Here is a 24660-nt window from a genome sequence, read left to right on the forward strand (position 1 = left end):
AACTCACTCCGTGACCACATAAAGGTGACTGCGGCGGCCGAGATCTGTTTTTGTCGGATTTACCTGCCCATCTACGTCACACAGAACAATCAATCCAAAATTAAAATTCAAGTACGCATACTGCGCCAGTAAGTCCGCCCCCGTTATCAAGGGAATACCGTTGATGATTGGGACGGACCTACTATCCGAGATATCGAGGCACCAGAACGGATCCCGCCAAATAACCCGCATTTTGTACAACACGCCAACAAGTGTGATATTGAATTGCTGGTTGTTTGGCGTCAGCGGTATTTCTGAAATGTTCAAGTATGCCCCCTAGCTGAATATCCCGCCGATCGCGCTTCCTATTTTCGAGAAGATAGATTCATTCGCAGGTGTGGTAGATTTTGTTCCAGTGTCTTGCGTTGCTGAGGTGTCTGCGCCGTCCTTCATGTTATTTTGGCTGGCTACCTCGAAGTCGGCCGTTTGGGAAACGATGACCTCTCGAAGCGTTAGTGTTGCCATCAATACGTTTTCGCTTTTTTGGTCTGTCACCACTTCAACAGCCCGAATGAGCATATTCGTGTACTGTCGCTTCCCTGTCGTTACGTCCATTAGTTCCTTTGAACGCTGGAGTTCGATGATCTTTTCGTAGGTTTCCTTCGGCGACATGCCCAAACTAATGCCGATTGCCGACGTATCGATAAAATCAAGCAGGGAGCCACCCGCCGCGAAACCGACTTCCATGGTTACTTCCGACGGCCGGCGGTAGGCATGGTCCGCGACATAGGCGGTTCCCTCCGTTGTTAACTGCTCTACCGGATGCTCAGTGATTTCCAACACATCCGAATGGCGTTCGGAAATCACCACATCCGGCACCAGAACGCCTATTTTTCGGCTCTGCAAATTAAACAGTGTCGATAAGATATCCATCAGCCCACCTTTTTCTGCATCTGCTGCGCCGCGCGCGAATTGACGCCCTGCTGCCGCTGAGCAACCTCCATTCCCGCCTGTTTGGGGTCACTTACCCCCTGAATATAGATATTGGTTTCCTGATTAAAGGAACCGCCACCGCCAATGCTGGCTTGTGCAGCTCGGTTTATCAGTTCACCACTATAGGGATTTCGGCCATTCTCATGGTGTACGATGCCACTCATTAACGCCGACATGACCTTGGGGTCACGCAGGTTAAGCGCCGCATCGGGTGAGATCCCCAGTCTTTTTGACATGCCGGAGATGTACGCTTCGGTATTGTTCTCGCTGCCCGGCGCCCAAGTAGAAATAATATCCCGGAGAGTTTGCAGTCGTTTTCCCGTGGTTTTGCCGTCGAAGTACCGCAAGAGCTGGTTAGACATCGCTCGCAGGCCATCAAAGGCCGTTTCAAACTTGGCAAATCGCCCTCCGGGGCGTTCGAGCGAGGCACCGCGCTGGCCGATATAGTTAATGTTGCCCGGGTTGTTGTTACGTAGGCCGCGTTCTTTATACGTCGCCGCTACCGCGTTGTCTGCCGCCGGTGAATTTCCGTTGCTAATTTCCCCCGTAAACGCAGGCGCAGGCGAATCGTTAGCCGTGCTACCGACACCAAACCAGCCTTGGACCGTCTGCCCGATGCTACGCGGGTCAAACCCTAAAGTATTTTTCACCCAATCGGCGGCACTGTTAGCACTGTCTGTTACGCCGGGAGTGGCTGACGGCTGGCCACTGCCTTGATTCAGTAATCTCTTCCCAATCGCGGCCGCATCTGACCATCGTCCTTCATTTATGGCATTCAGCAGATCGGCGATCATGTTCAGCATTCTGCCAAACTCGCCCATTTGCGCGGTAAAGTTCTGAAAATCCCATTTCAGTGACCACGTTTTCGGGCCAATCCCCAGCAGTTCCATCAGCGACGTGGTTAGCGCTGTAATACCCTTTTGCAGGTCATCAATATTTTTCAGCGCTGAGTCAATTTCTGGTTTCCATTTTGACCAGTCAATGAAACTCTTACCGCCTTCTTTCCATGTCTGATAGTCGTCCCAAAGCAGACCAATCGCAGTAGCCAGCGCAATAATTATACCTATAGGAGATTTCAGAAACGCGCTGTTAAGCAGCCGCCACGCGACAACCAAAGCCCCGAACGCGATAATCAGCTTTTTGGTTCCCTTATCCAGTTTCCCCCACCAGTCCATCACGGCGCCGCCAGCCTGGATCATACGAAAAACCAACCGTCCGAGAATTTCCCCGAACCATAAGATCCCTTTCACGCCTTTAGTGATGGTCTGCTCTATCTTAGGGAAGTTTTCAAGGATCTGTCGACGGAGGCGATCCAGTGAGCCCGCTAACCCATCCGCCATATTGCTGCCGATCTTATCTCGCGCCATACCGGCCATCTGGCCAAAAGAGCGCAGAGAGGTCATGAACTTATTTGAGGATACAGCGGCGTGATCGGCGTTAAAGCCGATCGCTTTCGCCATCGCCGTATACTCGCCGGTAAACTTACCCATTCCGCGCCGCATGGCAATTAACGTATCCTCGTCAATACCAAGCATCTGGGCGTACTGATTAGCACGGTAATGCGGCATTGCACTTAAGCGTTGCCCAACACCGGTGAACATCGACGCCATGTCCTTCATGCGACCACGAGCATCACGGGTCTGAACGCCAAGCCGGTTTAAGAAGCCCTCCGCGCCGGGGTTGTTACGCATAAACCGAGACAGGTTTTCTAACGATCCGCGCGCAGAATCTGCACTCGCCCCCGCCTGCGATGCGGCATAGCCCAACGCCTTAATCCCATCCACCGACGCGCCAGTACGCTGAGACGCAAAATAGAGCTGGTCAAGCCCTTGCGCTATCTTGGCGGTGAACGCAACGACGGAGAGCGCGGCGCCCTCTACCGCAACTCCCATCTTCATGACCGTTTTAGTGGTCCCGACGATTGTGGCGTCAAACTTACGCGCACCGGCCTCATCGACTTGAAAACCGAGGGAAACGAGAAACGATTTAATAGTTTCAGCGTTCATTAGCCTGTCTCCATCTTTCTATTCTCGTCTCGTTATCGGCTTTCAAATCCAGCCAATCATTCATGCGCGCAACATCCGCCAGGTCGATAGACCCGTCCTTTAATGCAGAATATGGGATATACCCGGCGTCTACCGGGCGCATTAGAAAGTCCTCGCCGTCTGGCAGCGAGTCCAGCGTCAATCCGCTGACGGGGTGGCAATCTCGGGTTCGGGGAGTGCGCGCAAAAAATTTCCCAAGCTATCTCCCACGACGCGACCGACGATCTGCAGCATGCTGAGCAGGTCGATGTCGTCGAACATCAGTTCGCCCTGGGTAAACACAGGCACGAAACTCTTTTCATGCTTGCGCGATACAACTGCCAGACAAGGATGTAGGACCGCGTTGACGTTCTCGTCGGACATCTCCGCCAACGCCTCCGCGATTTTTGGCAGCACCACCGCAAGCGACGCGTACGGGTCACCGCCGGAACGAAACGTACTTATGGCGTTAAACTCCGACGCAAGCCCCGCAAGTACGGGCAAAAGTTTTCTGGAAACCTTTAATTGGTCAAAAACGCTCAGTTTAGCGGCGCGGTAGTCCACGCCGTTGATTTCAAATTCCATACTTAGAAGCTCCCTAAAATCTGGTCAATTTTTCCGCAGTCAAAAACCCATTGCATCGTCCCGCCATCTTTGGCGTTCTGGTTGTCTGCTTGCTTTTGAAAAGCAACGGTCCGCGCAGTAGTAATATCGCCTGAGGCTTTGTTACGGACGACGATGACGTTATTGCCCCACGTTGACGACGATAAACTCTGCGCGTTGTACATCAGCGACAGTTTTTTGTTCACCGGTGAGGTTTTCAAAAGCGTTATCGTGATGGTTCCGCTTTTACCGGCGTGTAGGCTATGCATCACTTCACCGTCGGCACCAACCGTCATCGTGTTTTTTGCCTCGGTCATCGCAATAGTGATGCCCTCTTCCGAGTTGGCAGACCCGTAACCCAGATCGACAACGCCGGTAGGGCCGACCAAAGACGCGGTAACGTCAATAAAGCTATAGGTAGACATGGTTTCTCCTTATTAACGCACTACGTTGACCAGCACATCGGCGAAATGAATCGCGCCGGCCAGTTTTGCAGCCACTTGGATAACTGGTGCTTTGCGGGCTTCACGGTCCGCCTGCGCTTGAGTGTCCAGCGGATTGGCGTACACGTAGTAACCTTTCGTCAGCGTATCCCCAGCTTCCAGCTCCCCGATATCGCCTCCGCTCCACACACCTGGGGCCACCAGACCGTTGCTAACGGCTTGGTCCATGGATTGTTCAACGTTGGTGACAAGGCGCGTAACGCCGGCTTCGGTTTGCGGGATTTTTGTGGTCGAGGTATACAGCAGATTCCACAGGTTGTTTTGCACGTAGTTCTGCAGCCAATCTAGGCCGTGGCGTTCATCGAAAAAATCACCGTTCGACATCATGCCCTCTTGAATAATTGCGGTGTCGTTGGCGTATCTAACGAACACATTGCAATTTTTCGCCTGTAGCGTATTGGCCTGCTGTGCCGTAATGATCTCCGCAGTAATTCCCGGCTCCTGTTTGAATTTCAGAGTGATCGTCGTGTTATTTCCGAGGAAATTAACGGTAAACGCGCGGCCAAAGGCGGATGCCGCTGCGTAATCTACCTGGCTATATTGAACGAACGTACGCCCGTATCCGGCAGCCTTTAAGCGGCTAGCGATATCGTCCGTGTTGGTTGCCTCCAGTACCGCAGCGGCTTTAGTACTAACGCCATATACGCGGGAATCGCTGGCGGAGCCAATTAGCGCCGACACGTCCATATGCTCCTGGTCTGTCATGGCAGGGTCAGCGATAACCAGCCCATACCAGTCTGCGGAGTAGTTCAACGCAACAACAACAGACGGTAACGGAGAACCTGTAGACGCATCCTCACCGGCAATAACCGTGGGGTTACGCGCGGAATCAATGCCCATCAGCGGGGCTAAATCTGTCCCCGTTCCCGCAGCGATAGGAATACCAATCGACGATGCAGCACCGGTAGTGCTCGATGCGATATTGAACTGACTGGAACCCGCGATCCACGTGACGACTGTCCCAGTCAATTTCGCCTGTACGGCTGCAGCCACACCGGCCAGATCAGTAGCCTCTGACAGGTCTATACCTGTTACCGTTTTAGTGGTTCCATTAATCGCGATTTTCAGCGCACCATCCTCCACGGAGGTGAATTTAGTCAGGGTTTGTTCAGATGACGACAGCACCGCGCCAAGCAGAGCGCCGGACGTTGCCGGTGTAGGTTCGCGTTTCATCCGGCCAATATACAGATCGCGAGGTTGTGGTGACTGCTGGAAATAAAGGTTGGCTGCCTTGTATTCTTCAGAAGAGATACCGAAATCTTCGGCCACGCTCTCTATATCGTTATAGAGGCGCATAATCTCCGGCGTGGTGATGACATCCGACGGCCCGAGAATAAGGAGCGCCCCAAAATTGCGCCCAGCTGCTGCTTTTACGGCGAGCGACACCTGCACGTTAACAACGCGCGAAACAGATAAGCCCTGCGGCATACTATTTTTCTCCAAAAAATTGAACAGAAGCATCGACAATAGTTTTGATGCCATATTCGCGAACAACCTTCCGGCGCAGCGTCACTAACAAGTCGTAACGGCGTACCCATTGGTTATTGATAAGCTCAGGAAATGGGGTGATCTCACCATGAGAGACAACAGATAAATTTAGGGTTTTCAGCTCGGCGTTATTTTGCTCGACCTCTATACCGTCTCGAAAACGTGCTGCGTACACCATGCCGCTAGGGCCATAAAACGACGCCATACAGACCAGATCTTCATGCCGCCACATTTGGGTGTTGTCGTCCTGTTGAACAAACGCCGGAGTGTCGTCACTCGACCATCCGACAACGCCAAACGCTCCCCAAGTGGTTTCCACAGGCAGCATTGGCGGTTGGTCTTTCTGCCAACGTGGGCGAGCCATACCCTCCGGAAGCCCCGAAACACTGCGCATCCATAGACTTAGCCGCCGGTCCAGCGCTTCATCGTAAGCTGGGTCTTCACCTAATGGATTTAACCACCCCGCCTCCGTACTGCTGTTATTGCTCAATAGGTTGCCCTCCATCAAACGGCAACAGTTCACAATGTGCCTGAACAAAACCGGCGCCGTAGGCCGTATAGGGGTCCACAAAAGTCACCCGATAATCGCGGTTCTGATAGGTCACGATATCCGCATCCCGCCCAGTTTGGCCCTGCGTCAGCCGTTCCGTGGTAACGATAAGGATCGCCCCGCTGATAACCTGCCCCGCTTGCATGCGGCGGTTCTCCAACGAGCGATCGACAGTCACAACACCAGAGAACTGCGTCTTCGTTAGTGTGTCCACACCAAAACCGTCAGCGTCTACTGTCTGCTGTCGGCGAGTAACCCATAAATTTGGATCGCAGAAGTCAGGGTCAAACAGAACATCTGTAACATCGAGCATTGGCATTATTTATCCCTCATTACATGCGTTATAGACCTGCGGTATTCTCCTGTGTCTATCAACGGCTTCACTAAATCCGTAGCCGGCGCATCCCCGTTTTTTCGCCGTTCCACTTCCGCCACCGCACCTTTTCGGCCTCTACGAGCGCGGGCTGCCACGGTACTGTCCGCTAAAGGGGTAAAATCTGTAGTCGTCATATAGCGTTTAACACCATTTGCCGCCAAGGTACCTGCTCGGTTCAAAGCCTGTTCCGCAGTTGCCTCTTTACCGTCCAACGCCGCAATCGCGGCGTTTTTTAGCTCAGGAACTGTTTGTCCTTCAACAGATTTAACCCCCGGCTGTAGATGTGGGCGGGGCGGAATATTCTGAGCCGGTGACCCATATTCATTGACATACCCGATCCCGGCGTTACCGAACGGAATGTCATCTCTATCAGAGTCCTCAGCGGGGATACCGACAAGTACTTCTTTTTTGGCAATGGCAGCTATCGCGTCCAAAATGGCTTGGGTGTTATCTGCAGTAATTGTCACACCGCTCATAGCTGGCGACCGCCGGCACCGAACATCGTAGCCAGCTGATAAAACTCCGCGCCGTATCGGGTATAGTTCCAAAAACCAGCATCAGGGTTTAAAGTCATGCTGTTGTCATAGCTGACGCTAACCTTATCCACTGAGTTTGAGGAAGCAACACCACTGGCAGATCCACCACTTCCCCCCGCAGCTGACGAACGCTGATCCTGTGCAAACCACGTCATATAGTGAGCAACGTACAGCTCAACCACGTAAGGGAATATGTCTGGGCCGTAGAGTTTTTCGCTCATCAGAACGTCGGCTAAATTCAAACGAAACTGGACCTGAGCATCGGGGTATTTAGTGGTATCCGCGAACTGCGGGAAATCGGTACGAAATTTACTTACTGTTGGCAGATCCGGATTTTTTGGCATCAGGAGCCTCCTTGGAATCACCGATTAATGATTCCGCGAGCTTTTGGTCATCGACCTGTTTTTTCAATGCTTCGATGGTTTCCAAATGCTCTTTAATCCGTTGGTCCCGCGCGTCAAGCTGCTTTTTCAGTTCGTCAATCTGTTTCTGCAGGCCATCATCAGCACCCGAGGTATCATCCTCGGTCGCCTCCGCATGCGCTTTTACGAACCAGTGTTCCGCCACCGCATCGGTGACTGAATGACGCCCCTTACCGAAATGCAAAACTGAGTTATCGATAAGTGTTAAGTCAAAAGGCGTATGAACGATAATTGAAACCAGTTTTTCTTTAGCCATGTTCTATCCTTTTGGCCCCGTTACGGGGCCATTCTGATTATCAGATACCGTCCACGTATGACAGCGTCTCTTTGTACACCGGCTCGATAGCACCCAATTTGCCGTAGTAGGTGACAATCTGGTACAGCCCGCGATACTGAACCGGTACGCTTTGCAGCGGAACCAGCGGATAGCGAACATACTTTTTGTCGTTGGTGTACGCGACCATGCGATCGGTACCGCCTACGCCCCGGCCTTTCAGCCATTTCACTGCACGGATATTCAGAGGAACACCATTCTGGTGGTAGCTGATAGTATTCGTGGTCAGGTAGGTCAGCAGGGACTGGTTACCGGCGGATGACACGATGATGCTGGACAGCAGAGCAAACTGCTCGGGCGGGATCAGCAAATCGCGTGGAACCATAGAGTAACCCGACGCGGCCCAAGCATCCGATAACACCTTGTTGATGCTGGCACGGATTTCATCCGGTGTAGAAGTTGCCCAGGTCTTCGCTGCGTTGTTTACTGGGATGCCGTTCAGAGTAGCTAGACCTTTCAGGTTCAGAGAAGTATCACCGACGTAGACCTGCTCGTCGTTGTCCATCTGCCACTTAAGCTGCATACCATCGTATTTCTGCGTATCGATCGGACGGCCAACCTGTTCAGCGGCTTTTAGTTCGATAACTGTCCAGCCCAGCTCCATCCCCCATAGGTTCAGCGGGTTGCCGTCTTTGCCGATATCGACGTTCACACCGGCGATGGCGGTAGAGTCTTTACCAACCCAGTTTTTACCGTTCGGGTTAGCCCCCGTACCCGCTGCCCCAAAGGTAGTATTGGTCCAGCTGGAGATATCATCGGCGATGGAAACGTCTTCGCGCAGCTGCACATCGCGCGTCCAGGTGTACCCCACCAGCGGCAGGTTCAGCGTCTGATCAAGACGCTCCAGCTCACCTACAAGAAAGGCACCAGAGCCGTCTACCGTCGCCTGGTCAAAAGTAATCATTGGCATGTTGTTTATTCCTTAAATCTTCCAGGAGATTTCAGCGTTGCCGTCGGCATCGCCGGCGCCAGTAAATTCTGCGTTGGTGAGCGCAACGGTTTTACCGCTGATGCTCGTCGCGGAGAAACCGCCCAGCGGTACGCTGATACTCGAATCGAGAGAAACCACGACGTACACTGGCGCGCCTTTCTTGATGGCGGTCGCATCATTGCCCAGGTTGACCGTCATGTAGCCGCGCTTCAGCGCATCGCCCGGGAAGTTTTTATCGGTACCGACTTGGCGAACCATATCCGGTGTTGAAGTGGTCGGGTACGGGCGGACATAAATGCCCTTCACCTTGTCGGCGGTATCGCCATCTTCTAGCGGAACGAAGTAGCCGTCAGTGTCATATTTACCCGCCAGTCCATAAGCCGGAAAGGCGTCCGCGGATTTTAGGATGACCGGCTCGGTGGTCAGATCCTGAGGGCGAGAGATCGCCCCGGCGATGCCTACAGGCATCCGATAAAGAAATGCAGTCATCGTGAATTACCCTTTTTTAGCCCAAAAGTCGGCGTTAGTTTTGTTCAGATCTGAAATATTAGGAGTGCTGAGGTTGGTGCGGGATGCATCGCCTGTTGGCGTACGCGTATTGCGGCCTTTTGCCAGCTCAGAAACAGCGTTGAAGGCCATCTCTACGGACTGCTTGGGCAGCTTGCGAATATCAGCATCACCGACAACCTGACGGACCAGCTTTTTGTCCGCAGTGGAAAGCACCTCGCGCTTAAACGCGGTAGGCTTCATTTTACGGGTCAGGTCGATTCCCGGTAGAATGACCTCAGCACGGTACGCAGAGTCGCCAGTAATAACGGCTTCCTCTTCGTCATCTTCACCATCCCCCGTCGGTTCTTTTTTATCATCAGGGTTATCCGCGTCCCCTGTCGGACGAGCATCCAGTTTAGCCAATAGCGCTTTCAGCAACGTTTTAATGTCGTCGTCACCGTCAGCAGTCTTAGCGCCTACCATCTCTGGGTCTTTATCAGGAAGCGGATGCTGTGGTGACAGATTGATATTGAGGTTTACACCTTGCGGCAAGTCTCCCCCCTCATCGCCCATCACCGACGCAGGTGCCGATTCCACAAGCTCATTCATGGTATCAGCGTCGCCAGTTTTAATAGCGGTACGCATACGCGTCCACCAGCTTTTCTTTTGATTTGCCATTGTGTCTCTGTCTCCAATTGCACAACGATTTCCGGCTCTGCCTTTAGGGACAAGAGCCACATGGTTTCCGGTAATATCGACCTGCTCGGCTTTACCTGGCTCGGTCTGCTCGTACTCAGCGTCGTAGCCGCACGACACTTCGCGCAGACCATCTTCGATTAGCTGAATGGCGCTTTCGTCTTTGACGATAAGGTCAGCCAGCATCAAATCAGATTGGTCCCCGGTCCCGCGCCGAACGTTCTGAGGATGCCCGACCGCAAGCTCTTTCCAGTTCTTGGGATTCACCAGCCGCACATTCCCGTTTTCATCTTCAGGATGTAGGATCGTGATGCTCATCCCTTCAAATGAGGCGAGCGTAGCCGGATGGAATACCTGCTCAGGTGAACGCGTTACGACTATCTCGCCAAATTTATCAGGGATGAGATTTGGCAGGTCCGCAGCACCATAAAGCTGCTTCCCCGTTCGACCTATCGGCACGTCTTTGCACAGCAAAGAGCCATCCGCCAAGCGGTATCGGGTTTCTCCGAGCCTGGTCTCAAAATAATATTTCATGGGTTATGCAGCCCTTTTCATTGCAAAGGGAACGCGAGCGAACACGATCTCTTTGTAGCAGCGACAGTTGGGCAGTTCGCCAGCATGGCCGGTCATACCGTCCAGAGTTGGAGGCTTACCCCACTCAACGAATTTTCCTTCCATCTCTGCATGTGAATGTCTGACGTCGCCGTCATCCGCGGTACGCCAGATATATCCCGGAGAGCCTAGAGCAACCGCTCGGGACATATCCAGCGCGCCAGTAGCCCTCCCCAGCTCGGTTCGGGCAATTAAATCCGCTCTGGACTTCGCCACATCACCAGACGCCATAATCTCTTCGGCAAAAGACTTAGATCGCGCACCGGTAACAACTGCGTCAATCGCCTTGTTCTGAATGTCGTATACCCTGTCGGCTGCCTCAAGAGGCAGCGACTTGATGTACTTGACTTGCTCCGCAACGATGGACCGCATCACCTGACCTACCGGCGCGTTGTCCACCAGATTGCGCAGTTCACGGCTGATATTCTTGCTGTGCTGCCGCCAGACTTTGTCGTTCTGCCGCGCTAAATCCGCTGTAAATGACTCCGCCACCTTAGTTGCCCAGGGCGTTATGATTTCGCTATAACGCTCCAGGGCTTCCATAATTTCTGTGACACTATCATTTGAACCATCGTAACGGCCATTTATGATGTCGCCGACTGCCTGCGCTATCTTGCGTAGGTTGGTTCGATATCGGATCTCCGCTTGGCGACTCTGGCTTCGGGTTTTCAAGTTCGCCGAGGGCTGGAGGCGCTTCATCTTCGGCATTCTCGATGTCCTCGTCGGTAATTGATGCGCCGATGCCGGTTACATCGGAGTTCTCGCGTAGGTCGGTCATAGCGGCTTTTGTTGTCATCAGACCGGCATCCAGCGCGTTAACAATCGCCGTTGTGGTATTCACTGCCACCGTTGAGCGGTCCACATCTGACATCTGCCAGAGCGGATTAAACTCAAATGTGAAATCATCAGGAAGAGGCTGACCTAGCTCCGAACGGTAGATAATATCCATCACTCGACGTATCGGCTGCCGTAGTCGGCGTTCTTGCAACGAACTTACCTTGTCGTAGTAGTTGGCAAGGTCGGCATCCCCCGTGGAAAATCCCTTCGGAGACTGCCCGAACAAGCGCACCAGCGGAATGCCTACGGCGCCGCTAATCTGTTCGGCAAACTGGGCGAGAATGTCGTCCAGCCCCGCAAAGCTGTACTGGTGGGTTTCGAAGGTGTCGCTATTGTCTTTGAGGGTCATACCCTCATTGCTCTGAAACTGCCGGATCAGGTCGATTTGCTTCAACAGCGCATCATAAGCCGGGCCGCCGAAAGCGATTAGCTCTCGAAGCTTATCCACACCATATGTGCGTAAATGCGCTTTATAGACCAATTGGCCCGCGCCCATCGTTGCGCTATCAAAAATGGTAAGCCTGTCCCAGATACGCTCTACAACTGACATACCCCATTCGTTTTCAGTCATCTTCTGCTGGAATGGTAGCGTGACACCATCAAAGCGAATTAGGCGGCTGTAGTGAATGCGCCAGGCTGGAATGCCTGTTGCTGTGGTCACCACGTCGTAAAACTCAGGTTTGCCCAAATCCGGCCCCATTTCTTTAATCCGGCGGGTAAGCACCGGATTAATCATCCAGCGGTCTAGGGGCAGAATGCCCTTAAACTTGCCTTTGCCGATGGTTTCCATCCGGAGTGGTGTCATCGGTGCCTGACCTTCGATCATGATGAAGCCCACCGCACCGCCGTAGAGACGTGACCACTTAAGCACATCATTGAGCGCGTCCCACAGCTGCAGGTCGTCAAACTGAGACTCAATAATGCCGCGGTCTTTCGCATCAATCTCCGATGTGATGCGGATACCTTTGCGGGTCATGTCGTCTGGAATTGCGTCGACGGCTTCACCAATAATCCACGATGAACGATACGACCACTCCACCAGTAGCCGATTGCGACTGGTAAAATTCGGTCGATACGTAGACGCTGCATGTTGGTTAGGCGATTGCATCCCCACCCGGGCGGCAAAGTTTTCATAGCTGTCAGCGGTAACAACTGCTTTCCGCTGGCCACCTTGCTTTTGTTTTGCCATTAAGCCTGTCTCCCGAGCCTTTCCCAGATATTCAGTGCCGCATTCATCGGCGCGTAATTGATCATCACTGAATCAGCATTATTCGGTGATTTCGTACCGTCAGGCTGTTTATCAATAACCATCTTACCGACGCCATTAATGGAGAACGTCGGCTGAGACAGCTCAGTGACCAGTTTGTCCAGGCAGGAAATACTGCTGGATAATGAAATGATTTCGTCGGGGTTGTAGGGTTTCCCCTCTACCACCGCGCGATAGGCATTGCGGAACCGCTTGCGCAAATGCCACCAGCTCTGCGCTTTGGCATTTGCAAAGAAATCCTTGTTCAGTCGTGCCGGTCGGGCGTTATCGCCTGGAACGGCTTCACCTTCAGGGTCAAATACCGCACCGCTACCGCGAAACGGAGTAGCGAGAATAGCCGGGCGGCGATTCGCTCTGCGCTGTTCGTTGATAACCCTAGCGTCACCGCGGGCACCAGCTCCCAAGCCATCCTCATCAAAGCGCAGCTCTTCTACGGCTGCCGTGTCGCAAAGCCCGAAAGCGTGCTCAACGGTTGAGAAGATATCGCTACCCTTACCAGACCATTCCTGGACATCCTCCAGGAGGAAGCCATATCGTGCTGAATATGAGTTTTTGTCCCGGCCTTCGTCGGCAATATCCAGCGCGCCCTGACGTCTGCCTGTCGGCTTGATACCGAGTTTTATATGCGCATCGATGGCGGCCTGTACCCAGTCGGACGGGATCAGAACGCCTTCTGCTGATGCGCTGTAGTTCAGGTCCAGTTCCTGCGCTACCACAACTGGATTGTCGATTTTCTCGCATTCCTTGCGATACCACTCTTCATCCTTGCGCGGGTCATTTCGCCAGTGGAATGTGAATACTGGTAGCTTTCCGCCATGACGTTTCTGAGCGAACGGGTTCGCCATGCCGTTTACAGAACTCAGGTCGATACGGCAACGGGTGGTTTGCGACAGCGCTGCATCAATTAGCAGCGGGCGCTGGAGGAATGCAGCCTCATCCACCAGATAGAGCGTGGTACGGTCACCTCGTCCGATATTGTCGCCAGCCTCGCCTTTGATGACCGCGCCGGTTTCGGGGAACTCGACGCGCATGTAAGGTGCGTGCTTCTTCTCGTCCCACGAACCGCGAAACTCTACGGGCAGCGTTTCCACGAACTTTCTCGCCTTCCAGAAAAGCGCCTTTGGGTCGCCGGTGCTGTCGACGTATTCCTCTTTACGGGAGCCGAAACCGATGACCATTTCCCTATTGAATAGACACAACGAGCAAGACATCCCGATCGCAGTCCAACTAAGCCCCATTTCACGAGATTTTTCTGTTATCCCATTTTCCTGATTGTGCCAACGTTCCATAATCCAGTGGATCCACTCTTCCTGCTTTGGGAAGAGTAAGAACGGTATAGTAACCGGCAGCCCGTAATCGAGGTTGCGCGGGTCTGTGGTCATGCCCCAGTCGATAATGAACTGGGCGGGATTGGTACGATAAAACTGCTTCAGGGTCATCAGCATGATGGGGTCTTTGCGGATCCTCTCCAGCCGCTCCATCCGCCATTCGAAAACCTGCACGTAGTCAGGTTTTTTGAAATCAAAAGGAAACGGTAAAGGCATAGCTAACCCATCATTTTTTTGTACGCCTCCGCAGCTTGCTCTGGCGTTAAGTTGGTTGTTTCTGTCCGAACGGGACCACCGTCAGCGCCGGTGACCTCGTTTTTAACGTTGTCTTTAAACGCCTGAATAGAGACATGACGCCCCAACAGCTCAAGGTTTTTAACCTTGTCGGGCCACTTAATCTTTTTGAGAATAACGTCCAAATCATCCTTGGAGGCAAGATTGATTAAATCAACGCCCTGGATAGTTCGGCGCCACGTTTCTGGCCACTCGTTAATTGACTTAATCGTCATGTCGTCGTTAAGAATGTCGATCACGTCCATCTGGTCTATTTCAACCAAACGCTTTAGCACGTAATTCGCGTCAATGCCCAGTTGGTCGATACGCTCCTGCTTTAGCTCGTTGATACGAGCCTTCACTTCTGGTTTGTTGGCAAGCACCGGGCCGGTGATGTGCGCACGCTGTGCAGCATATCCGGACCGTATGGCCGCTTGGGTAGCATTCAGATCGACAAGAAACTCTCGACAAAACATTTCGTGTTTCGCTTTCAGCTTCTTAGTCATAGTGTTACCTAATAAGAAAGCCGCCTAAGCGACTTATTCAAATAAAATTCGAGACATTACGCATTTCATGACGTCGCTACTTGAACACCCGCAGTTAGGGGGTATTATTGCCCCCGTCGTCGACCAACGTCTCCGACGACAAATGTGTAGCGCGGCCCCTCTTCGGAGGGGCTATTTTTTCTGTTCTAATTGCGTAATTCCCTGTAATTGGCGGTTGCATTGCTCAAGCGCCGCCAGTAGCTCGGCGACGTATCCAGGGTAGTCACCATAGGTTTTTACTCGATACTCTGGCGCCAAACAAGGCCGCAGCAGGCTATCTGGTAGCGGCAGCGGCGTTGACGGCATCGACTCGCTTGCACAACCGCTGAGTAACAGCGTCAGGCACGCGCTGGCCAGCACACGGTACTGCGCGCTGCGCTTCATCGAGTTCTGCTTGTAAGCTTGCAACCGCCCTTTCACTTTCGTCCTTCTTCTTCGCCACATCGCCCAGCACCTCTTGGATCTGACCATACTGTCGGCGGAGTTGGTCATTGTTCTGCCGTTCGGCTTTGAGCGCTGCTTCTGATGACTCCAGCTTCGCGCCAAGCGTCTTCAGTTGCCCAGCGCCCCACCAAATCACAACACCCATCAAAAATATCAGGACGCCCGGCGCGGCATGTTTCAGTAATGCGTTCATGATAGAAAAAGGTCTCGTTCTGCCGCGCGGCGACGTGTTAGGCCGGGAAGCTCTTTTCCACCAGCCTTATTCCATCGAGAGAATTCATCGGCGGCGCTGGAATAATCCCGAGCGTTGAGCTTACGCAGTAGCGTCGACGTACTCAGCGCCCGCGACCCGCAGTTGTAAGCAAAAGACACCAGAGCATCAAATTGCCCTTGCGTCAGTGGAACGCGCACTAGTCGGTTAACGTCCGCTTCGAAACTCACTAGGTCCCCTCGCAGGTAGCACTCTGCTTGCGTAGCCGTGATTTCATCGCCACGCTTTACGCCTTTCGTATGCCCGTAGCCGATGGTCCATACTCCCGCAGGGCAGAGGTAAGCTTTAAGCTCGCACCCTTCAAACGTTTTGATGAGGTCGATCCCTTTTTGGCTAGTTATCATGCACGGCCTCCTGGAGCTTTATTGATAAAAAGCTTTTCAAGAACTTTGATGAATTCAACGCCAAACCACCCTGACAAGCCCGCCACGCCGCCTGAGAACTCCGGGTTCCATTGGTAATAGCTACCTGCCAAAACGACCATAGCACCGCAGAAAACGGCGACGATCGCTTTTAAAAAAAGCGTGGACCATCTGAACTTCTCCCCCTGCAGGATTTGGTTCGAATAGCTTGCGATAGCGCCGAGAACCGCCATTACCGCAGCGAGTAACGCTGTATCGTTTTTCCAAGGCATACGCATACATCACCCCCTGCGGAGTGTCCGTTTGTAGTTGATTAAGGATTTTGCCCGCCGCGTTAGCGTTTGGCAGGAGCCGTATACGAAAACGCCCCGGCAGAGGCCGAGGCGCTAAAATTGTCGATTTTTGGGACTATTTAACATAATGGTACTTACTCGCACCACGAAAAACAGGTTGGGATGAAATTAGAGGGATAAGGCCTGTTTTTACCAGTTTTCTAACCCAATATTGGGCAAAATAAAGCGCAACATTTAGTTAACAAAAGCCCACTATGGCACTTGGTTGAAAACGGAACGTATACGCCCTGTTTTATACACTTTTCCCACATTCCCAAAAGCAAAAAGACCCCCAAATATTTGGAGGTCTGTTGCGAGGTCATAACTTCGATTTCTAACAGAGTAATACACTTTTTGCGACACGCACTAATACTTTTTAAGGTTTTTTTATTTCTACTTCGGACTCCATCTGCAAACGCACTCCCAGCATGCACAAACACCCCGCAATGAAGCCCTCTGCAATGCTCACGCGTCTACGTACCTCCATTTCGGATATTCGGATCCTGCGCCCTATTTCGCGCTTTGAGAGCTGGCAAACGTAATGCAGCATGATCACGTCCAGCTCTTCGGGCTTGCGCACCTGCTGCAGGCGACAGACACAGCCATCGACGATCAGTCCATCATCGTCACAGCATGACAAGCGGCTTGATGATCCTGACGGCACCAGGCCCTTAAAGCCTGCCGCAATTGGCGACCAGCTCACTGCGGTATTGTCTTGAGCCGCCCACCCACCCCATCGTTCTAAAACTTGTTGAATATCACGCATAGTTCTGACCTCTACATTTTGATACTGAAAAATTTTCCAACTGTGACCGCGTTCTCCACCGGGTGTGTTGCCAAGGCACCCCAAAACGCAATTAGCCATCTGAAAACCGCAAAAAATTACTATTTTGCTACTAGACCACCTATGACAACCTAGACCACTAACTTCCTAACCTTTCCCTGAACGACTTATATATATATATGGGGTTGTTATAACTTGGTGGTCTAGGTGGTCTAGGTTGTCTTTCGCTTTTAAAAACATACAGCTACGACTAGACCACCTAAAAATACAGGTGGTCTAGGTGGTACTAGTTTTCACCCATACGCGCACTTGCTTACCGTTAACAAAGCGTCTATCCCGCAAATAACCGCAATTTTGCAAAACATTGCTAATTCTCATTTCTTCACGCTTGCCGATGTTGCGAGGGTCCAAACCAATCGCTTCCCGCAAAACGTCGCTAGATAGTAAAAACTCGCAATTTCGCGGAATGTCGTTGGTTATCAAGTCGGGTGTCTCAAGCCATTTTTCGACTGTCTCCAGCCATGCGTCTTTGATCATGTACTGTTCGTGGACGGCCACGCCGAGGCGTTCCGCGTCGCGGAATTGGATACCGCCGAGGCGTTTAAACGTCTCTCGGGCCTCCGCCCATAGCTGTAACAGGTCGCTTTTTATCGCTTGTACGTTGACTTTGGATACTTCGACGGGCAGCCAGCGCCGGTTACCGGTCTTGTCAGCGAGGAATTCGTCTTCGTTAGTGGTACCGATGAAGGCCAGGCGGCGCGGGAACTGCGTAGCGAACTCCCGGTACTTAGGGATCCAGTTCTCATGCGTCCGCGTCACGAATGCCTTAATGCTTTCCAACTCTTTGGTATTGAGGCCGCGCAGTTCGCCAATCTCCGCCACCAGCCGGCCGCGCATCTTACGTGCAAGGTCGTCGTCTTTCTCCGCGAAGGATATCTCGGTGAAGAACGCCGGATCGGGGCTCAATGCTTCAACCCCGGAGGATTTTCCGCAACCTTGAGGACCGACGAGGATCGGGACCATATCGGCCTTGATACCAGGTTCCAGCACTCTGCCCGCCAGCGCCGTCCACATGTACAGGGACACCGCGCGGGTGTACTGCGTGTCGGCGGTACCGAAGTGGGTATGGTAGAAGGATTCGATACGCGGTACGCCGTCCCACTCCAACCCATTCAGCCAGGTGGTCGCAGAGTCGAATGGATGCTCGTCAGCCACCAGCAGCACAACATCGCGTATCAGCTCGCGCCCTACAGGCTTAAAACCCCGCTTTTCCATCGTGATGCGCAGGCGCGCATAGTCCGCATCGGTGAACGCCTGCCACTCTCCGGCGCCCGCAGGGGAAAACATGATTTCGTCACGGAACTGGTCAAAGCGAATATCGATATCGACAAAGTCAGAGCGCGCGACGGCCTTGGCCGCGTTGCTGATTGTCGCTTCGATACGTCCCCATTTGTCACGCTCGAACGCCGGCAGCGGCGCTGGCTCTGCAACGTCGGTACCGCTTGTCAGATCTTCGAAATCGTCATTGCGGACCCCGATGGCGTTAAGGAAATCGCCATCGTTACGATGCGCGCAGCTGGCATGAAGGCATTTGAAATGCCCAAGGTCAAACCCGGCGGTTCCTGCAGGAAAATAGACGGTGCTGGTCGGGTCGCCGCTGGTGCTGTGGCCGTCCTCAAACGGGCAGCGGACATACCGCTCGCCGTTCGCGCCGTCCAACAGAGTCCAGCCGTTCGCGTCCAGATACTCCGCCGTCTCATCCGTGGCGCCGGGCGTGAACGTTGACCGGTCACGCATCTTCGAGCTGCCGGCCTCCGTGGTCACTGTTACTGGCAGCTGGTCCGCCAGCGCCTGCCACAGCGTATCGAGTTGTTCAGCAGATACCGCCGGCGGCTCATCAGGCAGACCGCCGTCCCACTGAATACGGGCGCCGCTGCTGTGCGTACCGCAGGCAACGAATTGCTGACCGTTGGCCAGCAGCTCGATGATACCGAGCTCGCCTTCCAGCCGATGGATGCGCTTACGGAAATCGCCGTCAACGGCCAGCAGATACAGGCATTTATTACTGTTGGCACGCCAGCGCCGCGGCGGCAGTTCGCCCAACTGCTGCACCAGCAGACTGCGGATTGTGGATTGCACGTCGGCATCTTCGCTGTCGCAGTCCAGCGCCAGCCAACCAAAGCCAGTGCGCACGCAGATCCCGTAGTCTGGTTCGTTCGACCAGCGGGCAAAATCGTGCTCGGTGACAACATGCTCGGTCCACTGAGCAATGCCGGTGACCTGGCGGTCACGGTTGTAGCGGCTCGGCGTCTTGCCCAGCGCTTTAAGTTTACTGTCAGGAGAAATGGCCGCGCCCGGGTTGCACACGACTGGCAGCAGCTGGTCAGTACGCCCCAGCACCAGGTCGAAGTGGAACCACTCGTCAGGCATCGCCCCCCAGGGTTTATTGTCTGGCATGGGCTACGCCTTCTTCGCGTCAACTATTCGTTCTGAGTAAAGCTTTTCCAACGCTCTTACGGTAGATAAACGCGGGTCGGTATGGACACCCGTAAGTAGGCGACAAATTGAGGACTGTGCTACGCCCGCAGCGTCAGCTATTTGGTTTTGAGTAAACCCTGCATCAATCAGGGACTGTACTATGTCTTTGGGGGTTAGCTCATGCATGGATTATCACTCCGTTAGCAGGTTATTACACGAATCTATCCGAAAACGCATTGATAATCAACCCAGAAATGCTTTATAAATCCGCGTTAGAATATGCAATAACGCATATTCATGGAACTAAAAAGGATAAAAAAGTATGTCATCCAACCACGACTTATTTAGAAAAAACATGAAGTATTTGATGCAAAAGGAAGGGATTAGCAGCGTTACTGAGCTATCAAGACGAATTAAGATGCAACAGTCTACACTTCAACGAATGCTATCTGGTGAAGTAAAGGACCCCAAATACATGACACTAAAGCAGATAGCTAATTTCTTCAGGGTCTCCCCGATAGACTTAGCCGAATGTGACCTACAGGAAACTAAACCCCAAACGGTAGTTGACGTTGATGGCGATCCCTACGATGTTGTGTTCAAAGAAGTGCCTGTACTAGGAAACGCCCAGCTGGGTAATGGTGGCTTTTGGACGGATATGCAATACCCCGTTGGCAGTGGTGACGGGTATCTTCGTTGGCCCTCATACGATAAAGACGTATATGCGTTAAAATGTGTTGGGGATTCGATGGTCCCCCGGATAAAAGAGGGTGAATTTGTGATTATAGAACCTAACCATGAATACATCCCCGGGGATGAAGTTTTAGTCATTACTGAAAGTGGTGAAGTCATGGTAAAAACGTTTCTCTTCGAAAGAGATGGTTTCTACCACCTACTTCCAGTCAATGAAAATCACGCACCTATTCGCTTACACAAAGAGCAAGTCTCCAAGATTCAATACATAGCAGGAATCGCTAAATCGTCGTTATGGCGTCCATAACAAAATCAAATAGTTAAAAATAGGCCGCGTCATGCGGTCTTTCTTTTTTGTAAAATAAAGCATTTTCGGGTTGACCAAGCTATGCGATTTGACATATAAATGCGTTATCGCTTAATTAATGCATTTCTGGGTTATCATGGCAGTGCATTAATTCGCATAAAAGCACCTTCCCATAGGTGGAGACAGCGAGCAGGAATTGTTCGTATAGATGGGATAGCCGGACGGTGGGCGATAAACGGTAGCCGGGCTCAGGGCGAGATCGGGAAGGTCTTCGACGAACAGGGCGACTAATGCGATGGGTAGCACCATTTGGATTAGCAATCTGAGTAACAACCTTAGTTCCCTTTGGAGTGCGGTGAATTGCAGTCCGTCGAGACAAGCCGAAGATCAGCACCGGCCGCCGCACTGCCAAAGCGAACTGAAAAACGAGGAAAAGAGCATGAGAACAGCAGTAGAAGTACTCCGTCTCAATATTAAATTCTGGGTTGAACAGTGCGGCTGCAACCCGGCGCAATTGGCCGCAAAGATTGAAAATTGGCAAGATTTTGCGTTCAGCCTTGCCGAGATTGCAGAAGCCAAACAAACCATTCACAACGCACATTAAGGGTTGAACTATGGATAGCATAAGCGCCTTCATTCGGGGCGAGCAAAACAGGCATAAGGAACTGATGGTTTTCGATTGGGTGTTAGCCGCCCAACTCATTAAGGAAAAGAAACCTTCCATAGTATCTGCAGGTCTTTCTGGAGACTGGGAATATACCGGCGGGGAAATATACCGAAACGGTAAACCGGTTCCCGAAGATGAAACCTACACCTACCTTTCATCTACTTGGGCAACCCCAGAAATAGATATTGATGGAGAGATTCAACTGTGCTTCAAAATGGCTTCCGAACTACCTAACTGGGGAGCGGATACCTATTGGCCACCTGAAGCGTTAGAAATAATTAACAGTGTAGTTTCATAACCCGTTTTCCTTCCCTAAGGCGTTTGCCCCCTTCCTGTGGGGCCCTTTTTTACCACTTCCCTTTCCAAGTACGAAAGCATACCCATAAAAGCCGCTTCCGCGCCCTCGGGCGGCGGGTGTGCTCCCCTACCTGATAAAGGAGCATCCCTTAATGAAACCTGAAAATTTATATCGGCTAACCGGTAAAGACGTACTGCAACACCGGCGCCGTCCGTTCGACCTCATCACCGTTATGGCCTTTGCTACCGCTGCTGGGCTGGTTATCACCATTCTACTTGTTGCAATAAGGACACTGTAATGCAAATCACCACATATAAAGGCTTTACTCAGGAGTTAACCTGCCGCGGGTTCCAGTTTGAAATTGGAAAAACCTTCGAGCACAAAGGCCAAGTTGAAGCCTGCTCGTCAGGGTTCCATTCATGCGAATACCCGCTCGACTGTTTCGGCTATTACCCACCGGCAGACAGTCGGTACGCCGAAACCGTGGCAGCTGGTGATGTAGATCGTGAGGATGGCGGAGACACCAAGATTGCCAGCGCCTCTATCACGATTAAGGCTGAGATCTCCATGCCGGACTTTGTGCAGCGTGCTATCGACTGGATATGGAATAAGGTCGACAGGTCACTCGAACAACAGGTAATGACCGGCGACTACTCCGCCGCAAGCAACACCGGCTACCGCTCCGCCGCAAGCAACACCGGCAACCGCTCCGCCGCAAGCAACACCGGCGACTACTCCGCCGCAAGCAACACCGGCAACCGCTCCGCCGCAAGCAACACCGGCTACCGCTCCGCCGCAGAGGTATCTGGATTGCACTCTGTTGCCTGCTCGCTGGGTATAGAAGGAAAGGCTCGCGCCTCCGAAGGCAGCGCCATCGTAGTTTGCTACCGCGATGACGAGACGGGGGAACTGCTGCATATCAGGGCAAGCAAGGTAGGCGAAAACGGGATTAAACCTAATGTCTGGTACCGCCTTGATAAAGACGGCCAATTTGTAGAAATCGAGGAATAACTCATGAGCTTAGAATCCGCATTAGAACGCAACACCCAAGCTATTGAGGCACACAGCGCCCTGCTTGCTAAATGGTTGGAACAGCAGCAGACCGGGTCAGTAGAAACCACCTTTAAGGTCCCCGCTCTGGAAGATATCACCGACGCAGAAACCATCTCTGCGCGTAAAGGCCCCTTTTACGTACGGCATAGCGACGGAAAGGTTATTGAACTCAATACTGAAGGCGCACTTGAAGAACAGCTCGCCAGCGGTGCGGTAGAAATCCACAAGATCGAGTATATGCAGCTGCAAAGGGATGCCGAAGAACGGGCTAAGCAGCCGGATATCGAAAAACTGGATTTGGATACCATCACCGCGCTGGCGGTGCTGTTTGGCGATAAGGCCCAGCACTTAACGTCCGATATGCTGGCTGACGCTGAAAAAGCCCTCGCCGCTACTTCGCCGCTAGATACAGCGGTTGATATGGATGCGCTACGCATGGCGCTTTCCGGCGTGCCAAGTTTCAAAGCGCTGTATAAGTCCATTCAGCTGCAGATCTGCTGCCAGCTGTGCCAGCACTGGGAGGCGCTGCCGGACATCACGTCACGTCGTGAATATGCAGAGGCAGTTCTGAAGGCTGATGCAAGCGAACGCCCGAATATCAAGCCGAAAAAGTCGAAAACTGTAAAAACCGAGCCTACGCAGGACACCGCCAGCAGTGCCGATGAAGCTACACCTCCCGCAAATGAAGCCGAGTCCCCCCGAAAAACAGTAGAACGGCTTATTCTACAGCTTGCCCGGGGCGGATATCGCTCAGAAGCTGTGGCCATACTCGACAAGTTCGGTGTCAAGAAGGTAAGCGAAGCACCGGACGATCTTATGCCTGAAATCGCCCGATTAGCCGAGGCAGCGTTAGGGGGTGAAAATGTCTGAGCATGCGCGATTATCTCCATCGGCTGCACATAGGTGGATGACATGTTCCGCCAGCTTGGCGATGGAGACAGGTCTCCCAGATGAGGAATCCCCTTTCGCTATCGAGGGCACCGCAGCGCACGCGCTCGCGGAATGCGTACTGCGTAACAGGCTAAACCCCAAAATAGCAGAAACAGAAATCACCGGCGGCCAGAACACTGGCGATTATCTAGGTACGTACCCCCTCGGTAAACCCGATACACCGCAAGTCAACGACGAAATGGTCGAGGCCGTCGGCCAGTATGTCGATACCGTTTGGGCACTGGCTCAGGGCAACGAGCTGCTGGTAGAACAGCGCGTAGACTTCTCTGCCGTTGTCGACGTTGAGGGCCAATTCGGTACCGCTGACGCCCTGATTATCAACGGTCCGGAACTGCAGGTGCATGACCTGAAATACGGGCGCGGCGTTAAGGTCTATGCGGAAAACAACCCGCAATTGCAGCTATACGCACTGGGGGCGCTGGCGGAACTGGAATTGCTGTACGACTTCGAAACCGTCCGACTCTTCATCCACCAACCTCGTCTTGATCACGTATCAGAGTGGCCGATTAGCGTTGGCGACCTGCGGCAATTTGGCGAGCGAGCTCGCGAAGCAGCTGCTGAAGCGCTTATCACCGCGCAAATAGCGGAGTGTGAAGGTGTAGAAACGCTACCGCGAACCAGCTTCAACCCGGGTGAAAAGCAGTGCCGGTTCTGTAAAGCCTCTGGCGGCCGGTGCGCGGCTGAGGCCCAGTTAGCGCTGGACACCGTGAAAGGCGATTTTGTCGACCTCACACAGCCGCTGGAACCCCAGCTCATCGAAGCCCCCAAGCGCATAGTAGTACTAACCCCCGAAGCGCTGGCGGATCTGTATAGTCGTATCGACCAAGTAGAGGCGTTCTGTAAGTCCGTTCGTTCCCGTGTTGATAGCGAGCTAAACGCCGGGCATGCCGTCCCCGGTTACAAGCTCGTTACAGGTAACCAAGGTAACCGAGCCTGGCGTGATGAAACCGTCGCCGAAGGAACGCTAAAAGCGTTTCGACTCGGTAAAGCGGTTCCCATCTATAACGAAAAGCTGATCAGCCCGACACAAGCCGAAAAGCTCTACAAAGCTGGTTCTATCAGCGAACGCCGCTGGACGAAGCTGAAGGCGCTAATACATAGGCCCGATGGCAAACCAACCGTAGTTCCTGAAACCGACTCGCGCCCTGCGCTCAATATTAACCCCGCAAACGACTTTGACGACGTGTCTGACGACGCGCTCGCCGCTGACCTCATTTAATAGAAGGAGCAACAC

At 52.8% G+C, this 24660-nt stretch carries 34 protein-coding genes; 7 read left to right on the plus strand and 27 right to left on the minus strand.

All coding sequences use genetic code 11. The features are described from left to right. Positions 1 to 3 precede the first annotated feature (3 nt). From V8L73_RS10225 to V8L73_RS10345, 26 genes are all read right to left on the minus strand, one after another. Positions 4 to 306 (minus strand): phage baseplate plug family protein, encoded by a 303-nt coding sequence (locus V8L73_RS10225; RefSeq protein WP_347252903.1) that lies wholly within the window; start codon positions 304 to 306, stop codon positions 4 to 6. 9 nt (positions 307 to 315) lie between these two features. Continuing rightward, positions 316 to 912 carry a phage baseplate protein gene (locus V8L73_RS10230; RefSeq protein WP_347252904.1) on the minus strand — a complete coding sequence of 199 codons (597 nt, stop codon included), beginning with the start codon at positions 910 to 912 and terminating at the stop codon, positions 316 to 318. Next, the gene (locus tag V8L73_RS10235) at positions 912 to 2978 is read right to left on the minus strand and encodes a lytic transglycosylase (protein ID WP_347252905.1); all 2067 of its coding nucleotides are present in this window, start codon (positions 2976 to 2978) and stop codon (positions 912 to 914) included. Before V8L73_RS10235 ends, V8L73_RS10230 begins: the two co-directional genes overlap by 1 nt. After that, on the minus strand, positions 2968 to 3120 hold the full coding sequence (locus V8L73_RS10240; protein WP_347252906.1) for a DUF6889 family protein: 153 nt from the start codon (positions 3118 to 3120) through the stop codon (positions 2968 to 2970). The genes V8L73_RS10235 and V8L73_RS10240 overlap by 11 nt, the downstream gene beginning before the upstream one ends. A 35-nt stretch (positions 3121 to 3155) precedes the next feature. Then, positions 3156 to 3581, minus strand: a complete 426-nt coding sequence (locus V8L73_RS10245; protein ID WP_347252907.1) for a phage tail assembly chaperone — start codon at positions 3579 to 3581, stop codon at positions 3156 to 3158. A 2-nt stretch (positions 3582 to 3583) separates the two neighbouring features. After that, a complete protein-coding gene (locus V8L73_RS10250; RefSeq protein WP_347252908.1) occupies positions 3584 to 4024 on the minus strand; it encodes a DUF3277 family protein in 441 nt (146 codons plus the stop codon). A 12-nt stretch (positions 4025 to 4036) separates the two neighbouring features. Next, on the minus strand, positions 4037 to 5530 hold the full coding sequence (locus V8L73_RS10255; RefSeq protein ID WP_347254813.1) for a DUF3383 domain-containing protein: 1494 nt from the start codon (positions 5528 to 5530) through the stop codon (positions 4037 to 4039). Position 5531: 1 nt separating this feature from the next. Then, a complete protein-coding gene (locus V8L73_RS10260; protein WP_347252909.1) occupies positions 5532 to 6080 on the minus strand; it encodes a phage neck terminator protein in 549 nt (182 codons plus the stop codon). Next, positions 6070 to 6459 carry a head-tail adaptor gene (locus V8L73_RS10265; RefSeq protein WP_347252910.1) on the minus strand — a complete coding sequence of 130 codons (390 nt, stop codon included), beginning with the start codon at positions 6457 to 6459 and terminating at the stop codon, positions 6070 to 6072. The genes V8L73_RS10260 and V8L73_RS10265 overlap by 11 nt, the downstream gene beginning before the upstream one ends. Then, positions 6459 to 6992 carry a hypothetical protein gene (locus V8L73_RS10270; RefSeq protein ID WP_347252911.1) on the minus strand — a complete coding sequence of 178 codons (534 nt, stop codon included), beginning with the start codon at positions 6990 to 6992 and terminating at the stop codon, positions 6459 to 6461. The genes V8L73_RS10265 and V8L73_RS10270 overlap by 1 nt, the downstream gene beginning before the upstream one ends. After that, positions 6989 to 7396, minus strand: a complete 408-nt coding sequence (locus V8L73_RS10275; RefSeq protein ID WP_347252912.1) for a DUF4054 domain-containing protein — start codon at positions 7394 to 7396, stop codon at positions 6989 to 6991. The genes V8L73_RS10270 and V8L73_RS10275 overlap by 4 nt, the downstream gene beginning before the upstream one ends. Beyond that, positions 7362 to 7730, minus strand: coding sequence for an STY1053 family phage-associated protein (locus V8L73_RS10280; protein WP_347252913.1), 369 nt, complete (start codon positions 7728 to 7730; stop codon positions 7362 to 7364). Before V8L73_RS10280 ends, V8L73_RS10275 begins: the two co-directional genes overlap by 35 nt. Before the next feature lie 40 nt (positions 7731 to 7770). Continuing rightward, positions 7771 to 8712 carry a DUF2184 domain-containing protein gene (locus V8L73_RS10285; protein WP_347254814.1) on the minus strand — a complete coding sequence of 314 codons (942 nt, stop codon included), beginning with the start codon at positions 8710 to 8712 and terminating at the stop codon, positions 7771 to 7773. 18 nt (positions 8713 to 8730) lie between these two features. Continuing rightward, positions 8731 to 9228, minus strand: a complete 498-nt coding sequence (locus V8L73_RS10290) for a structural cement protein Gp24 (protein ID WP_347252914.1) — start codon at positions 9226 to 9228, stop codon at positions 8731 to 8733. A 6-nt stretch (positions 9229 to 9234) separates the two neighbouring features. Next, on the minus strand, positions 9235 to 10458 hold the full coding sequence (locus tag V8L73_RS10295) for a DUF2213 domain-containing protein (protein ID WP_347252915.1): 1224 nt from the start codon (positions 10456 to 10458) through the stop codon (positions 9235 to 9237). A 3-nt stretch (positions 10459 to 10461) separates the two neighbouring features. After that, a complete protein-coding gene (locus tag V8L73_RS10300; protein ID WP_347252916.1) occupies positions 10462 to 11079 on the minus strand; it encodes a phage minor head protein in 618 nt (205 codons plus the stop codon). A 16-nt stretch (positions 11080 to 11095) separates the two neighbouring features. Next, positions 11096 to 12562, minus strand: a complete 1467-nt coding sequence (locus tag V8L73_RS10305; protein ID WP_347252917.1) for a DUF1073 domain-containing protein — start codon at positions 12560 to 12562, stop codon at positions 11096 to 11098. Beyond that, entirely contained in the window at positions 12562 to 14184 is a 1623-nt protein-coding gene (locus tag V8L73_RS10310) for a TerL protein (RefSeq protein ID WP_347252918.1), read from the minus strand. Before V8L73_RS10310 ends, V8L73_RS10305 begins: the two co-directional genes overlap by 1 nt. Before the next feature lie 2 nt (positions 14185 to 14186). After that, positions 14187 to 14747, minus strand: coding sequence for a terminase small subunit (locus tag V8L73_RS10315; protein WP_347252919.1), 561 nt, complete (start codon positions 14745 to 14747; stop codon positions 14187 to 14189). 171 nt (positions 14748 to 14918) lie between these two features. Next, positions 14919 to 15170: an Rz1-like lysis system protein LysC gene (gene lysC / locus V8L73_RS19880; protein WP_422655582.1), complete on the minus strand. Its 252-nt coding sequence runs from the start codon at positions 15168 to 15170 to the stop codon at positions 14919 to 14921. Next, on the minus strand, positions 15061 to 15423 hold the full coding sequence (locus V8L73_RS10320; RefSeq protein WP_347252920.1) for a hypothetical protein: 363 nt from the start codon (positions 15421 to 15423) through the stop codon (positions 15061 to 15063). Before V8L73_RS10320 ends, lysC begins: the two co-directional genes overlap by 110 nt. After that, a complete protein-coding gene (locus V8L73_RS10325; RefSeq protein WP_347252921.1) occupies positions 15420 to 15845 on the minus strand; it encodes a lysozyme in 426 nt (141 codons plus the stop codon). The genes V8L73_RS10320 and V8L73_RS10325 overlap by 4 nt, the downstream gene beginning before the upstream one ends. Continuing rightward, positions 15842 to 16141, minus strand: coding sequence for a phage holin family protein (locus V8L73_RS10330; RefSeq protein ID WP_347252922.1), 300 nt, complete (start codon positions 16139 to 16141; stop codon positions 15842 to 15844). The genes V8L73_RS10325 and V8L73_RS10330 overlap by 4 nt, the downstream gene beginning before the upstream one ends. A gap of 430 nt (positions 16142 to 16571) precedes the next feature. Then, positions 16572 to 16961 (minus strand): antiterminator Q family protein, encoded by a 390-nt coding sequence (locus tag V8L73_RS10335; protein ID WP_347252923.1) that lies wholly within the window; start codon positions 16959 to 16961, stop codon positions 16572 to 16574. 294 nt (positions 16962 to 17255) lie between these two features. After that, positions 17256 to 19436 (minus strand): VapE domain-containing protein, encoded by a 2181-nt coding sequence (locus V8L73_RS10340; protein ID WP_347252924.1) that lies wholly within the window; start codon positions 19434 to 19436, stop codon positions 17256 to 17258. A gap of 3 nt (positions 19437 to 19439) precedes the next feature. After that, entirely contained in the window at positions 19440 to 19643 is a 204-nt protein-coding gene (locus V8L73_RS10345) for a helix-turn-helix transcriptional regulator (protein WP_347252925.1), read from the minus strand. Positions 19644 to 19779: 136 nt separating this feature from the next. On the opposite strand from V8L73_RS10345, the gene V8L73_RS10350 reads away from it, so the two are divergent. Next, a complete protein-coding gene (locus V8L73_RS10350) occupies positions 19780 to 20457 on the plus strand; it encodes a helix-turn-helix transcriptional regulator (RefSeq protein ID WP_347252926.1) in 678 nt (225 codons plus the stop codon). 147 nt (positions 20458 to 20604) lie between these two features. Here V8L73_RS10350 and V8L73_RS10355 read toward each other — a convergent pair whose 3' ends face one another. Continuing rightward, positions 20605 to 20766: a hypothetical protein gene (locus V8L73_RS10355; protein WP_347252927.1), complete on the minus strand. Its 162-nt coding sequence runs from the start codon at positions 20764 to 20766 to the stop codon at positions 20605 to 20607. A gap of 130 nt (positions 20767 to 20896) precedes the next feature. On the opposite strand from V8L73_RS10355, the gene V8L73_RS10360 reads away from it, so the two are divergent. The 6 genes from V8L73_RS10360 to V8L73_RS10385 all read left to right on the plus strand — a co-directional run bounded on the left by V8L73_RS10360 (position 20897) and on the right by V8L73_RS10385 (position 24645). Further along, positions 20897 to 21061: a hypothetical protein gene (locus tag V8L73_RS10360; RefSeq protein WP_347252928.1), complete on the plus strand. Its 165-nt coding sequence runs from the start codon at positions 20897 to 20899 to the stop codon at positions 21059 to 21061. A 10-nt stretch (positions 21062 to 21071) separates the two neighbouring features. After that, positions 21072 to 21422: a hypothetical protein gene (locus V8L73_RS10365; RefSeq protein WP_347252929.1), complete on the plus strand. Its 351-nt coding sequence runs from the start codon at positions 21072 to 21074 to the stop codon at positions 21420 to 21422. Between the two features lie 151 nt (positions 21423 to 21573). After that, the gene (locus tag V8L73_RS10370; protein ID WP_347252930.1) at positions 21574 to 21720 is read left to right on the plus strand and encodes a hypothetical protein; all 147 of its coding nucleotides are present in this window, start codon (positions 21574 to 21576) and stop codon (positions 21718 to 21720) included. Further along, positions 21720 to 22433, plus strand: a complete 714-nt coding sequence (locus V8L73_RS10375) for a DUF7666 domain-containing protein (RefSeq protein ID WP_347252931.1) — start codon at positions 21720 to 21722, stop codon at positions 22431 to 22433. Before V8L73_RS10370 ends, V8L73_RS10375 begins: the two co-directional genes overlap by 1 nt. 3 nt (positions 22434 to 22436) lie before the next feature. Beyond that, positions 22437 to 23345 (plus strand): hypothetical protein, encoded by a 909-nt coding sequence (locus V8L73_RS10380; RefSeq protein WP_347252932.1) that lies wholly within the window; start codon positions 22437 to 22439, stop codon positions 23343 to 23345. Continuing rightward, positions 23338 to 24645: a DUF2800 domain-containing protein gene (locus V8L73_RS10385; RefSeq protein WP_347252933.1), complete on the plus strand. Its 1308-nt coding sequence runs from the start codon at positions 23338 to 23340 to the stop codon at positions 24643 to 24645. The genes V8L73_RS10380 and V8L73_RS10385 overlap by 8 nt, the downstream gene beginning before the upstream one ends. The last annotated feature ends 15 nt before the right edge of the window (positions 24646 to 24660 follow it).

It is taken from the genome of Leminorella grimontii (assembly GCF_039789245.1).
GTDB classification, from domain to species: Bacteria; Pseudomonadota; Gammaproteobacteria; order Enterobacterales; family Enterobacteriaceae; genus Leminorella; species Leminorella grimontii.